The sequence below is a fragment of the Pseudomonas sp. C9D1 genome (assembly GCF_056491235.1).
The window spans coordinates 1200104-1213504 of sequence record NZ_JBSZIE010000001.1; the positions used below are offsets into that span (position 1 = coordinate 1200104).

Genomic DNA, 13401 nt, shown 5'->3' on the forward strand with positions numbered 1-13401 from the left:
ACGAAAACGGGCGGCAGTGCCTGGCACTGCCGCCCGTTCGCTTTTCGGCGCCCCGTCAGGGCAGCGGAGCTTCCGGCGGGCGCACATCGATGGCCGGGGTGCCCTGGCCGCCGTCGAACAGCTGCGCCGGCGTGCGCGGCAGGATGCTTGGGCGGCTTTCCTTGTCGGTCTGGTCGCCGAGCACGCGGATGTCGCTGTACTTCTTGCCCGAGAGTGCGGCCAGCCCGGCGCGGTCGCGGACCACGGTCGGGCGCAGGAACACCATCAGGTTGCGCTTCACGTGGCTGTCCTTGGTGGAGCGGAACAGGCGACCGAGCAGGGGGATGTCGCCCAGTAGCGGCACCTTGGAGTCGGTGGTGGTGACGTCGTCCTGGATCAGGCCGCCGAGCACGATCACCTGGCCGTCCTCGGCGAGGATGGTGCTCTTGATCGAGCGCTTGTTGGTGATCAGGTCCACCGCCTGGGCGGTGAGCGTGGCGCTGGGCGCGATGGAGGAGATTTCCTGCTCGATCTCCAGGCGCAGGGTGGCGCCCTCGTTGATGTGCGGGGTGACCTTGAGGGTGACGCCGATGTCCTTGCGCTCGATGGTGGTGAAGGGGTTGTTGGCCCCGGCCGCATCGGTGGTGTAGGAGCCGGTCTGGAAGGGCACGTTCTGGCCGACGAGGATCTCCGCCTTCTGGTTGTCCAGGGTCAGCAGGCTCGGCGTGGACAGGAGGTTGCTCTTGCTGTTGGCGGAGAGCGCGGTGACCAGCGCGGCGAAGTGGTCGGTACCGATGCCGATGATGGCGCCGTCGGGCAGGGTGGTGGGCAGCTTTTCGTCCTTGATGGCGTTGAGCACGGTGCCCACCGAGAGCCCGGTGTTGCCGAAGTTGACCCCACCGAGGCCGCCGGTCTTGCCGCGGGCATCCACGGCCCACTGCACGCCGAGGGCGTCGGTGATGTCGCCGGAGATTTCCACGATGGCGGCTTCCACCATCACCTGGGCGCGGGGTACGTCGAGCTGGCGGACGATGTCTTCCAGCGCGTTGACCGTGTCCGGCTCGGCCAGCAGCACCAGGGCGTTGAGGCTCTCATCGGCGCGGATCAGGATGTTCTGCGGCTTGCCTTGCTGCTCACCGCCGCCTTCCGGGGTCTTCAGGCCTTCGGAAATCTCGCCCAGGGTGGTGGCCAGGGCCTTGGCGTCGTTATGGCGCAGGCGGATGACGCGGGTATTGGCCGAGCGCGAGGTCGGGGTGTCGAGGGACTGCGCCAGCGCCACCAGCTTGGCCCGCGCCGAGGGCGGGCCGACGATGATCAGGCGGTTGGTGCGGGCATCGGCGATCACCTGGGCGGCGTTGGTGCCCTTGGCCTGGCCGCGGCTGACGGCGCTGTTGAGCACCTCGGCGGCGTCCATCACCCAGGCGTTCTGCAGGTTGAGCACGGTGTAGTCGCGGTCGCCCTTCTGGTCCAGCTGGCGCATCAGGCTTTCGATGCGCGCGATGTTGGCGCTGCGGTCGCTGATGATCAGGGCGTTGGACGAGGTCACCGCCGCCAGGTGGCCGTATTGCGGCACCAGCGGGCGGATCAGCGGGATCAGCTCGGTCACCGGCGTGTGCTGCACCTGGATCACCCGGGTCTCCAGCTTGTCCGGCGCTGCCGGCCCGCCTTCGGCTTCGGCCTTGGCTTCGGCGTTGGGGATGATGCGGGCCTGGTCACCCTGGGTGACCACGGTGAAGCCGTGGGTGGCCATCACCGAAAGGAACAGTTGATAGACCTCGGACAGGTTCAGTGGCGCCTTGGACACCACGCTGACCTGGCCCTTGACCCGGGGATCGACGATGAAGGTCTCGCCGGTGATGTCGGCCACCTGGTCGACGAATTCGCGAATGTCCGCGTCCTTGAGGTTGATGGTCCAGCCTTCCTGCTGGCTGTTTTCGGCCTGGGGTTGCGGATCGGCGGCCAGCAAGGGCAACGGCGCGGCAGCGAGGCCGGCAGCCAGCAGGGCGATACTCAGGCGCGAGAGGAGTGTGGGCATTGATTCATTCGCTTTCCAGGGGCTGTTCGGGCGGTGATTCCGGCGAGAGGCCGCCGGATTCTTCCATCTGTTTTCTCAGTGCTTCCATGCGTTCGCGCAGTTCGGCGGCGTTGTCCTCCTGGAGGCCGCCGAGGTCGTTAACAGCATCATTTGCCGGCTCCGCCTCCATGGCGGGCGAGTTGGGCACGGCGAGGCGTGCCCGGGGGAAGGTCAGGGTCTCGAGGCGGCCGCCCCGGTCGATTTCCACGCGATCACGGTAGATGGCATGGAGCTTCACGCCGGGGCTAAGTTCCTCACCGCTGTGCAGGCGCTTGGGTTTGTCGCCCTCGCTGCGGATGATCACGCTGGAGCGTGCCTCATCGGCGTTGATGAAGCTGCCCAGCAGAGTCAGGCGCAGGTTGGTCGCCGGTGGTGGCGCATCGCTCTGCGCGCGGTTCGGACCGAACAGCGGTTCGAGGCGTTCCAGGCTGGCTGGAACCACCGCCGTGCTGGTGGGGTCACTGCTGGTATCGGGGGAATTGCGGAGCAATCTGATCCAGTCGGCGGATTGCCAGGCGAGGCTCAGGCTCATGGCAATCACCAAGCCCGCGCCCAGAAGCGCGGGCGAATGCTGTTGCAGCCAGTGTCGAGCACCAGTTGTGGGCAAGTGGGGGTCTCCGCGAGTTGTTCTTGATTTTCTGATTCGGCGAAAGCTCTGAATCATAGCAGTACGACGCATTCACGCTACAACCCGACAGCAGGTGTATCGCGGAGGTCTATGTGCTAAAGATATTCCGGTTTTTTTACGGGTTTGCGTGCGTGCCCGATCACAACGACAAGAAAATGGCAGGGATCTGCTGCACAACGGTCAGACAGCGTTGTGATAATTGCCCCGGTGAATTCATGAAGGCATTACACGGATGAACTCTTCGATCGAGGCGCCTCTGCGGCGCCTGCCGTTCGGCTTTGCCAAGCGTCACGGCGTCTTCCTGCAGGATGGCGTCGAGCCCTGCCTGGCCCATCGCCAAGGCGCCGAACTGGTGGCCCTGGCCGAGGCGCGTCGCTTCGTCGGCCGCTCGCTGCCATTCCGGCCGTTGCCGGTCGAATCGTTCGACCAGGCGTTGGCCCAGGCTTACCAGCACGACTCCTCCGCCACCATGCAACTGGCCGAAGACCTCGGCGGCAGCCTCGACCTGGCCGCGCTGGCCGAGCAGATGCCCGAGACCACCGACCTGATGGAGCAGGAGGACGACGCGCCGATCATCCGCCTGATCAACGCCATCCTCGGCGAGGCGATCCGCGAGAACGCCTCGGACATCCACCTGGAGACCTTTGAAAAACGCCTGGTGGTGCGCTTCCGCGTCGACGGCATCCTGCGTGAGGTGCTCGAACCCAAGCGTGAGCTGGCGGCGCTGCTGGTGTCGCGCATCAAGGTCATGGCCAAGCTGGACATCGCCGAAAAACGTGTGCCCCAGGACGGCCGTATCTCCCTGCGCGTGGCTGGCCGTGAGGTGGATATCCGCGTCTCCACGCTGCCCTCCGCCAACGGCGAGCGCGTGGTACTGCGCCTGCTGGACAAGCAGGCCGGGCGCCTGACCCTGCAGCACCTGGGCATGAGCGCGCGTGACCGCGACCTGATGGAGGCCTCGGTGCGCAAGCCCCACGGCATCCTGCTGGTCACCGGCCCCACCGGCTCGGGCAAGACCACCACGCTCTACGCCAGCCTGGTCACCCTCAACGACCGCACCCGCAACATCCTCACGGTGGAAGACCCCATCGAATATCACCTGGAAGGCATCGGCCAGACCCAGGTCAACGCCAAGGTGGAGATGACCTTCGCCCGCGGCCTGCGCGCCATCCTGCGCCAGGACCCGGACGTGGTGATGGTGGGTGAGATCCGCGACCACGAAACCGCCGAGATCGCCGTCCAGGCGTCCCTCACCGGTCACCTGGTGCTTTCCACCCTGCACACCAACAGTGCCATCGGCGCCATCACCCGTTTGGTGGACATGGGCGTCGAGCCCTTCCTGCTGTCGTCCTCCTTGCTCGGCGTGCTGGCCCAGCGCCTGGTACGCGTGCTCTGCAACCATTGCAAGGTGCCCTACAGCGCCGATGCCGCCGAGTGCACGCTGCTGGGCGTCGACCCGGCGGCCCCGCCGACCCTCTACCACGCCCGTGGTTGCCCCGAATGCCATCAGCAGGGCTATCGCGGCCGTACCGGTATCTACGAACTGGTGGTCTTCGACGACCACATGCGCAGCCTGATCCACAACTCCGCGGCGGAGCAGGAGATGACCCGCCACGCCCGCCGTTTCGGCCCCAGCATCCGCGATGACGGCAAGCGCAAGGTGCTCGAAGGCGTGACCACGGTGGAAGAGGTCCTGCGTGTGACCCAGGAAGAATAATGGCCGCCTTCGAATACCTCGCCCTCGACGCCCGTGGGCGTCCGCAGAAGGGTGTGCTGGAAGCCGACAGTGCCCGCCAGGTGCGCCAGTTGCTGCGTGAAAAACAGCTGGCACCGCTGGAGGTCAAGGCCACCCGCACCCGCGAACAGGCTGCCGGTGGCGGTCGTCTCGGCTTTGCTCGGGGCCTGTCCGCCCGCGACCTGGCGCTGGTCACCCGGCAACTGGCGACCCTGGTGCAGGCCGCGTTGCCCATTGAGGAAGCGCTGCGCGCCGCCGCGGCCCAATCCACCTCGCCGCGCATCCAGTCCATGCTGCTGGCGGTGCGTGCCCGGGTGCTCGAAGGCCATAGCCTGGCCGGCAGCCTGAGGGAGTTTCCCGCGGCCTTCCCCGAGCTGTACCGCGCCACAGTCGCGGCGGGGGAGCACGCTGGCCACCTCGGCCCGGTGCTGGAGCAACTGGCCGACTACACCGAGCAGCGCCAGCAGTCGCGACAGAAGATCCAGCTCGCGCTGCTCTACCCGGTGATCCTGATGTGCGCCTCCCTCGGCATCGTCTCCTTCCTCCTGGGCTATGTGGTCCCGGACGTGGTGCGCGTGTTCATCGATTCTGGGCAGACCCTGCCGCTGCTCACCCGTGGCCTCATCGCCCTCAGCGACCTGGTCAAGCACTGGGGCTGGCTGGCGGCCTTGCTCGCCATCGCCGCCTTCATCGGTGCCCGCGTGGCGCTGCGCGAGGAGGCGATACGCTCTCGTTGGCATGGCCTGGTGCTGCGCATTCCACTGGTGGGTGGTCTGGTTCGCGCCACCGACACCGCGCGCTTCGCCTCCACCCTGGCGATCCTCACCCAGAGCGGCGTGCCGCTGGTGGAGGCGCTGGGCATAGGTGCCGAGGTCATCGCCAACCGGGTGATCCGCGCCGACGTGGTACTGGCCGCACAGAAGGTCCGCGAAGGCGGCAGCCTGACCCGTGCGCTGGAGGCCAGCGGTCAGTTCCCGCCGATGATGCTGCACATGATCGCCAGCGGTGAACGCTCCGGCGAACTCGATCAGATGCTGGCCCGTACCGCGCGCAACCAGGAGAACGACCTGGGGGCGCAGATCGCGCTGCTGGTGGGGCTGTTCGAGCCCTTCATGCTGGTGTTCATGGGCGCGGTGGTGCTGGTCATCGTCCTCGCCATCCTCCTGCCGATCCTTTCTCTCAACCAACTCGTGGGGTAATCGCGTGAAACTGCGCCGTAAACAGTCGGGCTTTACGCTCATCGAAATCATGGTGGTGGTGGTCATCCTCGGCATCCTCGCCGCGCTGGTGGTGCCCCAGGTGATGAACCGCCCGGACCAGGCCAAGGTCACGGTCGCCAAGGGCGACATCAAGGCCATCGGCGCCGCGCTGGACATGTACAAGCTCGACAACTTCGCCTACCCCAGCACCCAGCAGGGCCTGGAAGCGCTGGTGAAGAAGCCCAGTGGCAACCCGCAGCCGAAGAACTGGAACAAGGACGGCTACCTCAAGCGCCTGCCGGTCGACGCCTGGGGCAACCCCTATCAGTACCTGGCCCCCGGCACCAAGGGTCCCTATGACCTGTACTCCTTCGGCGCCGATGGCAAGGAAGGCGGCACCGATGCCGATGCCGATATCGGTAACTGGGAAAACTGATGCCCCCACGGTCGCGCTGCCCAGGCTGCCCGCCCGCCAAGGGGCAGGGCGGCTTCACCCTGATCGAGCTGCTGGTGGTCCTGGTGATCATCGGCTGCCTGGTCGGGCTGGCGGTGCTCAGCACCGGCGTGGCCGGCCCCTCCCGTGAACTGAACAACGAAGCCGAGCGCCTGGCCGGGCTGATCGGCGTGCTGGTGGACGAAGCCGTGCTCGACAACCGCGAATACGGCCTGCGCCTGGACGCCGACGGCTACCGCGTGCTGCGCTTCGACGAAGCCAAGGCCCGCTGGCAGGAAGTCGGGGAAGAAAGCCACAAGCTGCCGGCCTGGGCCGAGCTCAAGTTCGAGCTGGAGGGCGCCGCGCTGGCATTGCCCAGCCCGGTGGCCGATGACGACGAGAAACCCAAGGAACAACCCCGTGCACCGCAATTGCTGATCCTCTCCAGTGGCGAACTCAGCCCCTTCCGCCTGGAACTGGGGGAGCGTCGCAAGGACGGTGTGCGCCTGCAGATGAGCAGCGACGGCTTCCGCCTGCCCAAGGTCGAAGCCTTGGCCGGCAAGGGACGGGCAGGATGAAGGCCCAGCGCGGTTTCACCCTGCTCGAAGTGCTGGTGGCCCTGGCGATCTTCGCCGTGGTCGCCGCCTCGGTGCTGGCCACCAGCGCGCGCAGCCTGCAGAACGCCGCGCGCCTGGAAGACAAGACCCTGGCGATGTGGATCGCTGACAACCGCCTGGCCGAGATGCAGCTGGCCGCCACGCCGCCGGGGGACGGGCGCGACCAGGGCGAGCTGGATTTCGCCGGGCGCCGCTGGGAATGGCAGAGCCAGGTCGACGCCACCTCCGACCCGGCCTTGCGCCGTGCCACCCTGTGGGTCGCCCAGCGCAACGACCGCGGCCCCCGGGGCAAGCTGGAAGACCGCGCCGCCGCGCGCTTGGTCGGCTTCATCGAGACCCAGCAATGAAGCGCAGCGCCGGCTTCACCCTGCTGGAACTGCTGATCGCCATCGCCATCTTCGCGCTGCTGGCCCTGGGCACCTACCGCATGCTCGACAGCGTGCTCGCCAGCGACCGCGCCACCCGCGCCCAGGAGCAGCAACTGCGTGAGCTGGTGCGGGCCATGGCCGCCATCGAGCGCGACCTGCAGCAGGTGAACCCGCGACCGGTGCGTGACGCCTATGGCGAATGGCGCGGCGCACTGGTGGGCGAGAGCGGCGACAACGACAGCGTCGAACTGAGCCGTGGCGGCTGGCGTAACCCCCTTGGCGCGCCGCGCTCACGCATGCAGCGGGTGCGCTGGCAGCTCTCCGGGGAGAAGCTCGAGCGGCGCTACTGGACGGTGCTCGACCAGGCCCAGGACAGCCAGCCGCAGGTGCAGCAGGCATTGGACGGGGTGACCCGCCTGAAGCTGCGTTACCTGGACAAGTCCGACAACTGGGTGGAGGTCTGGCCCGCCGACGGCGAGACCGGCGACAAGAGTCTGGAGAAGTTGCCCCGGGCCATCGAACTGACCCTCGAGCATCGCCGCTACGGCGAGCTGCGCCGGGTGCTGCGCCTGGTGGACGAGCCACCGCAGCAACAGCCCCAGGTGCCCAATGGCGACGACAACAATGATGACGGCGGCGGCGACGTGCCGGCTGACGAAGGCGGTACGCCATGATGCGGCAACGGGGCATGGCCATGATCACGGTGCTGCTGGTGGTGGCCGTGGTGACCGTCGTCTGCGCCGGGATGATCGCCCGGCAGCAGCTGGCGATCCGTTCCAGCGCCAACCAGCTGCATGCGCGCCAGGCCCTGCAGTACGCCTTGGGCGGCGAGGCGCTGGCCCGTGGCATGCTGCTCCGCGACCTGCGCGCCGGTGACCCGCGCACGCCGGTGGATCACCTGGGTGAAGCCTGGGCCCGGCCGCTGAACAACTTCCCCCTGGATGATGGCGGCGAACTGCTGGTGCGCATCGATGACGCCACCGCGCGCTTCAACCTCAATTCCGTGGTGCGCCAGGGCAAGGTCAACGAGCAGTCGCTGCTGCAGTTCCGCCGCCTGCTGCTGCGCCTGCAGATCGAGGCGCCCTATGCCGAGCGTCTGGTGGATTGGCTCGACAAGGACCAGGAGCCCACCGGTGCCAACGGCGCCGAAGACAACGAATACCTGCTCAACCAGCCGCCCTACCGGGCAGCCAACCGAGCCATGGCGGATGTCTCCGAACTGCGCCTGCTGGCAGGCATGACCGAGGCGGACTATCGTCGCCTGCTGCCTTATGTCGCCGCACTGCCGGACAACGCCACGCTCAACGTCAACACCGCGGGCGCGATAGTGCTTTCCAGCCTGGCCGACACCCTCACGCCCAGCGTGGGTGAGGCGCTGGTGGCGGCCCGCGGCAAGGCCGGCTTCCAGACCCTGGATGCTTTCCTGGGGCAATCCGCCCTGGCCGGCATGGGCATGGAGGCACAAGGGCTGGCGGTGGGCAGCGAATATTTCCGGGTAACCAGCGAAGTGCACCTTGGCGGAAGGCGCCAGGTACTGGTCAGCACCCTGCAGCGTGGCAACGACGGCCGCGTGCGGGTGCTTTCCCGCGACATGGGGCAGGGCGGCTTGCCGCCGGCCCTTCTCAAGGAAAAGGACGAAGAATGAAGCAGGCAAGTATTTTCCTGCCGGCGGCGGCGGTTACTCGCGTCGATGGCGAACTGGAGGTCTGGCTGGTGCAGGGCGGTGATGCCCGGCAAATGCCGTTCGCCGCTGCGGTAACGGCGCTCTCCGGTGATTGGCGCCTGGTGCTGCCGGTGGAGGCGGTGACCGCCTGCGCCGCACGCCTGCCCACGCAAAAGGCGCGCTGGTTGCGCCAGGCCCTGCCCTTCGCCGTAGAAGAGTTGTTGGCCGAGGACGTCGACAGCCTGCACCTGGCACTGGGGGGGGAGCTGCCGGATGGCCTGCACCGTATTTTCGCCGTGCGCCGCAGCTGGTTGAGCGCCTGGGTCGACCTGGCCGCGGAGCTGGGCTCGGTGCCCGCCAGCCTGCAGGTGGATGCCGACCTGTTGCCGGAGGAGGGCACCCAGCTGTTCTGGCTGGACGGCCGCTGGCTGCTGGGCGGCGAACAAAGCGCCCGCCTTGGTCTGCAGGACGAGGATTGGCCGCACCTGCGCGAGGCCTGTGCCTTGCCGCTGCATGGCCGGGCGCCGCGTGAACGCCAGGTGCTGGAAGGCATCGACGAATGGCAGGAGCAGGGGCAACCCTATCAATGGCTCGCCTCGCACCTTGGCAGCGAGTTGGCCCAGGCGGAATTCCAGGTGCGTCAGGAACATCGTCACCAGCGCTTCCTGCGTCCGGTGCTGGCCCTGGTGGGGCTCTGGGTGGTGCTGCAGTGGGGCTTCTACCTGGCCCAGGGCTGGCACCTGCGCCATGAGGGCGACAACTATGCGGCGGCCAACGAGGCGCTGTACCGGGAGCTGTTCCCCCAGGACAGCAAGCTGATCAACCTGCGCGCGCAGTTCGACCAGCATCTCGCCGCCGGAACTGCGACGGGGCAGGGGCGTTTGCTCGGCCTGCTCGACCAGGCGGCCGACGCCCTGCTCGCCGAAGGGGCGCAGGTGCGGGTGCAGCAACTGGATTTCAGCAACACACGGGGCGACCTGTCGATGCAGGTGCAGGCGCCGGGGTTCGATGCCCTGGAGCGCCTGCGCGAGCGATTGATCGCCGCCGGGCTCGCGGTGCAACTGGGGTCGGCCAGCCGTGAAGGCACTGCCGTGAGTGCGCGACTGGTGATCGGGGGATGAACATGACCATGGCTTTCAAGGATCGTCTGCAGACGCAATGGCAAGGGTCGGCCCTGGCCACCCGCTGGAAGGCGATGCCACCCCGGGATCGCCTGGCGCTGGCAATGCTGGGGGGCTTCCTGTTGCTGGTGCTGCTCTACCTCGCCCTCTGGCGCCCGGCTCAGCAGGGGGTGATCAGTGCCCGCAACCATTACGAGCAACAGCGTGCGCTGCATCAGTACATGCAGCAGCAGGCGCCCCGTGCCCGTGCGGCCGAGGAAGCGCCACAGGCCACCGTCGAGCCGGAGCGCCTGCAAGGGCTGGTGACCGCCAGCGCTGCCGAGCAGGGCCTGTCGGTGGAGCGCATGGACAGCGATGCCCCCGGGCAGGTGCAGGTCAGCCTGGAGCCCACCGCGTTCGCCAAGCTGCTGCGCTGGTTCGCCGGCCTCGAAGCGCAGGGTGTGCGCATCGAAGAGGCCGGGTTGGACCGTGGTGAGGATGGCCAGGTCGCTGCACGGCTGACCCTGCGCGTAGGCGGCTGAGCCTGCACCCTGTTGAGGCTCGCTGCCCCCGGCTGTGCACCAGCTTGGTGGGCGGCGCTCCTTCACCCGTCTCCCCAGGGCCATGCGTCGTCAGTGCGGAACGCTGCCAACGGAGCATTGGCGAAGGGCACGAAAATCAGCTTTTTAGAAAAAACTTCAAGCAGGGTGTTGACTTAGGTAAGCCCTCTGCGTAAATTGCGCGCCTCGCAAGGCGATGGGTGATTAGCTCAGCCGGGAGAGCATCTGCCTTACAAGCAGAGGGTCGGCGGTTCGATCCCGTCATCACCCACCATCCCTTGTGAATTCGGACGAAAGTCCGGCCGACGCGCAGCGGTAGTTCAGTCGGTTAGAATACCGGCCTGTCACGCCGGGGGTCGCGGGTTCGAGTCCCGTCCGCTGCGCCATATTTTCCATGTCAGGTTCAGGCCAGGCATGAGGTAACGAGTAGCTCGAAACGCTCGCTGCCAGACGAAGCAAAGGTTCCACCGGACGAAAGTCCAACCGACACGCAGCGGTAGTTCAGTCGGTTAGAATACCGGCCTGTCACGCCGGGGGTCGCGGGTTCGAGTCCCGTCCGCTGCGCCATATAAAGGAAAGCCCTCAGGTAGAAATACCTGGGGGTTTTTTCTTTGCCTGGAAAAAAGTGCGCCTCGCACCTGCTCATCGCACCGGGCATTGCCCTGGATTAATTTTTCGGTCACCCGCGCTCGTTACCCTATTGGCACGTTCCTTGTTTCATTCAGGGGACGACAGAAAAAGGAGAGCGACGATGGATGACTATCAGGAAGAGATTCTCGACTTCCACGCCAGCGAGCAGGACGCGGTGGAGCCGGCGGACGACGCCACCGAGATGTGATCAGCCTGCCTGGCGTTGGGCGCGGCGGAATTCCCCGGGGGTGCTGCCGCTCCAGCGCTTGAACGCACGCTGGAAGGCCTCGGCCGAGGCGAAGCCCAGCAGGTAGGCGATTTCCCCGAAGGCCAGCTCGGTGTCGCGGATATAGGCCATGGCCAGGTCGCGGCGGGTGTCGTTGAGGATGCTGCGGAACTGCGTGCCTTCCTCGGCCAGCTTGCGCCGCAGGGTCCAGGTCGGCAGTTGCAGGCGTGCGGCCACTTCTTCGAGATCGGGTTCGCGCCCGTGCAGCAACGGCCCCAGCAACTGGGTGATGCGCTCGCGCAGGCTGCGGGTGCGGGTGCGCTGCTCCAGATCCAGTTCACACAGCTCCAGCAACTGCCGCCAGGTGCTGGGGCAATGCTCGCGCCCGCGCAGGGCCAGGGTCGGTTGCGACAGGCGCAGCTGATTGGCGCTGGCGCCGAACTCCACCGGGCAGCCGAACAGCTCCGTGTAGCGCTCGGCGTAGTCGGGGGCGGGAAACTCGATCTCCACCTTCTCCACCGCCAGCGGCTGGCCCACCAGGGCGCCGAACTGGCAAGCCCAGCTGGCCAGCACTGAGTCCACCACGAAGCGGTTGTAGGCGTTGTACGGGCTGATGGAATAGAAGCGCAGCCAGGCCCCGCCAGCGTCCTCGTGGAAGCTCGACTGGCCCCGGTAGTTGTGGGCATAGAGCGGTTCGAAGCGGATCAGCGTGCGCGCCGCCTCGCGCACGCTGGGCGCCTGCATGGCGGTGACGCCGGTGAGGCCGACCTGGCTGAGGCGGCTGATGCGCCCCATGAGCAGGCCCAGGGCCGGGTCGCCGATCAGTTGCATGGCAGCATGGCCCAGGCGCATGTAGCGGGGGATCGACAGGCGCCCGCGCGGTTCGGCCAGGCGGGCGGCATCCAGGCCGTATTGGGCGAGCAGGGGGCTCGGGTCCTGGCCGGCCTCGCGCACCGCGTCGGCGAGGTTCTGCACGAAGCCCACCGAGAGGTCGCCGAGGCGAACCCGTGTCGGCTTCATAGCCAGATGTTCAACAGCCGGGCGCCACGCCCGGCATCGGCCACGCGGGTGCCGTTGGCATCGGTACCCAGGCCGGGGCCGTCGCTGCCCAGGTCCCACAGCTGGCCGCGCAGGAATACCGTCAGCCCGGCACGGGCACCGCTGTCCGGCAGGCGTCCGGCCATGGCCAGGCGCTGCCAGGCTTCGCCTTCGCTGAGTTCGCCGGCGCGCAGTTTCACGTCTGCCGGTGTCGGCGCACCGTTATAGCCGTTCCAGGGCTTGCTCCAGCTGCCGTTGCCGCTGAGGAAGGCCGGCACCGCCAGCAGCTCCACACCTTGTTCGCGCAGTGCCGCGTAGCCCGCCGGGTACCAGCTGTCGGCGCAGATCAGCACGCCCAGGCGCCCGGCCGGGGTGTCGAGCACCTTGAGTTGCTCGGCGCCTGCGGCGGCGGTGAAGCCCTGTTCGTCGCGGATCGGGTAGAGCTTGCGTTGGGGTTGGCCGATGGGCAGGCCCTTGTGGTCGAACACCAGGCTCACGTTGTACAGCGGGCCGCTTTCGGCCAGCAGGTTGCCACCTTCGATGCGTGGTTCGGGCAGGAGGATGGAGCCCGCCACCAGGGTGATGCCGAAGTCCCGGGCGAGGCCACCGAACAGGGCCTGGTAGTCGCCTGCCATGCGCGTCGCCTTCATGCGGAACAGTGCATCGACCAGGCGTTGCTCACCTTCGGCCGCGACCAGTGCGCGAGCCAGTTTCATCGGGTTGGCGGCCGCCAGCCAGAGCATGGCGTCGTCGAGGCTGTGGGCGCTGTAGACCTGGTTCTTCTCGCCGGCGGCCACCAGCCAGGTGCCGATATGCTCGGGCAGCAGGACGATGGTCCGTTCGTTGAGCAGCCCTTCGCTGCGGGCCTTCTCCAGGTAGGCGGCGAGCTTCAGGCGCAGGCGGTCCACACTCTGGTAGTCGGCGGCGAAGAGTTCGGGCTGGATGCCCAGCAGGTTGCCGCGCTCGCCGGGCTCGCCGAGGTTGAGGGCGACCTCGCTGCGCAGGTCGGAGAGGTAGTGGCCGACCGGGCGCTCGTCGGTCCAGATCGCATAGCTGACCAGCACGCCGGCGAACAGGGCGGAGGCCAGGACAATCAGCAGTTTGCGCATGGGATTCGGCATCGAGGAATGTGCCGGTCAGGGTAGGGGAGC

14 protein-coding genes and 3 tRNA genes are annotated in these 13401 nt (G+C 67.4%); 13 read left to right on the top strand and 4 right to left on the bottom strand.

Annotated elements, in window-relative coordinates; all coding sequences use genetic code 11:
- Positions 1-55 precede the first annotated feature (55 nt).
- Complete coding sequence (gspD, locus tag ACXI0U_RS05620) at positions 56-2014, bottom strand: type II secretion system secretin GspD (protein WP_184490670.1); 1959 nt, start codon at positions 2012-2014, stop codon at positions 56-58.
- Positions 2015-2018: 4 nt separating this feature from the next.
- A complete protein-coding gene (locus tag ACXI0U_RS05625) occupies positions 2019-2585 on the bottom strand; it encodes a type II secretion system protein N (RefSeq protein ID WP_316925168.1) in 567 nt (188 codons plus the stop codon).
- 328 nt (positions 2586-2913) lie between these two features.
- Between ACXI0U_RS05625 and gspE the strand changes: the two genes are divergently transcribed.
- The 13 genes from gspE to ACXI0U_RS05690 all read left to right on the top strand — a co-directional run bounded on the left by gspE (position 2914) and on the right by ACXI0U_RS05690 (position 11194).
- A complete protein-coding gene (gspE, locus tag ACXI0U_RS05630; RefSeq protein ID WP_479549866.1) occupies positions 2914-4398 on the top strand; it encodes a type II secretion system ATPase GspE in 1485 nt (494 codons plus the stop codon).
- On the top strand, positions 4398-5615 hold the full coding sequence (xcpS, locus tag ACXI0U_RS05635) for a GspF family T2SS innner membrane protein variant XcpS (RefSeq protein ID WP_374980304.1): 1218 nt from the start codon (positions 4398-4400) through the stop codon (positions 5613-5615). Before gspE ends, xcpS begins: the two co-directional genes overlap by 1 nt.
- A gap of 4 nt (positions 5616-5619) precedes the next feature.
- Positions 5620-6051, top strand: a complete 432-nt coding sequence (gspG, locus tag ACXI0U_RS05640; RefSeq protein ID WP_031287415.1) for a type II secretion system major pseudopilin GspG — start codon at positions 5620-5622, stop codon at positions 6049-6051.
- Positions 6051-6626: a type II secretion system minor pseudopilin GspH gene (gspH, locus tag ACXI0U_RS05645; RefSeq protein WP_021218560.1), complete on the top strand. Its 576-nt coding sequence runs from the start codon at positions 6051-6053 to the stop codon at positions 6624-6626. Before gspG ends, gspH begins: the two co-directional genes overlap by 1 nt.
- Positions 6623-7012, top strand: coding sequence for a type II secretion system minor pseudopilin GspI (gspI, locus tag ACXI0U_RS05650; protein ID WP_374980305.1), 390 nt, complete (start codon positions 6623-6625; stop codon positions 7010-7012). Before gspH ends, gspI begins: the two co-directional genes overlap by 4 nt.
- Positions 7009-7707: a type II secretion system minor pseudopilin GspJ gene (gene gspJ, locus ACXI0U_RS05655; RefSeq protein ID WP_184490675.1), complete on the top strand. Its 699-nt coding sequence runs from the start codon at positions 7009-7011 to the stop codon at positions 7705-7707. The genes gspI and gspJ overlap by 4 nt, the downstream gene beginning before the upstream one ends.
- The gene (gene gspK / locus ACXI0U_RS05660) at positions 7704-8678 is read left to right on the top strand and encodes a type II secretion system minor pseudopilin GspK (protein WP_021218557.1); all 975 of its coding nucleotides are present in this window, start codon (positions 7704-7706) and stop codon (positions 8676-8678) included. The genes gspJ and gspK overlap by 4 nt, the downstream gene beginning before the upstream one ends.
- Positions 8675-9817: a type II secretion system protein GspL gene (gspL, locus tag ACXI0U_RS05665; protein ID WP_374980307.1), complete on the top strand. Its 1143-nt coding sequence runs from the start codon at positions 8675-8677 to the stop codon at positions 9815-9817. Before gspK ends, gspL begins: the two co-directional genes overlap by 4 nt.
- A gap of 8 nt (positions 9818-9825) precedes the next feature.
- The gene (locus ACXI0U_RS05670; RefSeq protein WP_371876954.1) at positions 9826-10338 is read left to right on the top strand and encodes a type II secretion system protein M; all 513 of its coding nucleotides are present in this window, start codon (positions 9826-9828) and stop codon (positions 10336-10338) included.
- Between the two features lie 216 nt (positions 10339-10554).
- Positions 10555-10630: transfer RNA gene (locus ACXI0U_RS05675), tRNA-Val, on the top strand.
- A gap of 35 nt (positions 10631-10665) precedes the next feature.
- A tRNA-Asp gene (locus ACXI0U_RS05680) sits at positions 10666-10742 on the top strand.
- 104 nt (positions 10743-10846) lie between these two features.
- Positions 10847-10923, top strand: a tRNA-Asp gene (locus tag ACXI0U_RS05685).
- A 145-nt stretch (positions 10924-11068) separates the two neighbouring features.
- On the top strand, positions 11069-11194 hold the full coding sequence (locus ACXI0U_RS05690; protein WP_265167956.1) for a hypothetical protein: 126 nt from the start codon (positions 11069-11071) through the stop codon (positions 11192-11194).
- Here the strand turns inward: ACXI0U_RS05690 and ACXI0U_RS05695 are convergent, their stop codons facing one another.
- Positions 11195-12232, bottom strand: a complete 1038-nt coding sequence (locus ACXI0U_RS05695) for an AraC family transcriptional regulator (protein ID WP_374980309.1) — start codon at positions 12230-12232, stop codon at positions 11195-11197.
- Positions 12229-13359, bottom strand: coding sequence for a carbon-nitrogen hydrolase family protein (locus ACXI0U_RS05700; RefSeq protein WP_479549867.1), 1131 nt, complete (start codon positions 13357-13359; stop codon positions 12229-12231). Before ACXI0U_RS05700 ends, ACXI0U_RS05695 begins: the two co-directional genes overlap by 4 nt.
- Positions 13360-13401 lie beyond the last annotated feature (42 nt).

Bases quoted from the DNA above. Each gene is read 5' to 3' on its own strand.
- ACXI0U_RS05670 (WP_371876954.1), top strand. From the start codon at position 9,826: ATGGCTTTCAAGGATCGTCTGCAGACGCAATGGCAAGGGTCGGCCCTG.
- ACXI0U_RS05625 (WP_316925168.1), bottom strand. From the start codon at position 2,585: ATGAGCCTGAGCCTCGCCTGGCAATCCGCCGACTGGATCAGATTGCTC.
- ACXI0U_RS05695 (WP_374980309.1), bottom strand. From the start codon at position 12,232: ATGAAGCCGACACGGGTTCGCCTCGGCGACCTCTCGGTGGGCTTCGTG.
- ACXI0U_RS05700 (WP_479549867.1), bottom strand. From the start codon at position 13,359: ATGCGCAAACTGCTGATTGTCCTGGCCTCCGCCCTGTTCGCCGGCGTG.
- gspL (WP_374980307.1), top strand. From the start codon at position 8,675: ATGAAGCAGGCAAGTATTTTCCTGCCGGCGGCGGCGGTTACTCGCGTC.
- gspK (WP_021218557.1), top strand. From the start codon at position 7,704: ATGATGCGGCAACGGGGCATGGCCATGATCACGGTGCTGCTGGTGGTG.
- gspE (WP_479549866.1), top strand. From the start codon at position 2,914: ATGAACTCTTCGATCGAGGCGCCTCTGCGGCGCCTGCCGTTCGGCTTT.
- gspH (WP_021218560.1), top strand. From the start codon at position 6,051: ATGCCCCCACGGTCGCGCTGCCCAGGCTGCCCGCCCGCCAAGGGGCAG.
- gspD (WP_184490670.1), bottom strand. From the start codon at position 2,014: ATGCCCACACTCCTCTCGCGCCTGAGTATCGCCCTGCTGGCTGCCGGC.
- gspI (WP_374980305.1), top strand. From the start codon at position 6,623: ATGAAGGCCCAGCGCGGTTTCACCCTGCTCGAAGTGCTGGTGGCCCTG.
- xcpS (WP_374980304.1), top strand. From the start codon at position 4,398: ATGGCCGCCTTCGAATACCTCGCCCTCGACGCCCGTGGGCGTCCGCAG.
- gspJ (WP_184490675.1), top strand. From the start codon at position 7,009: ATGAAGCGCAGCGCCGGCTTCACCCTGCTGGAACTGCTGATCGCCATC.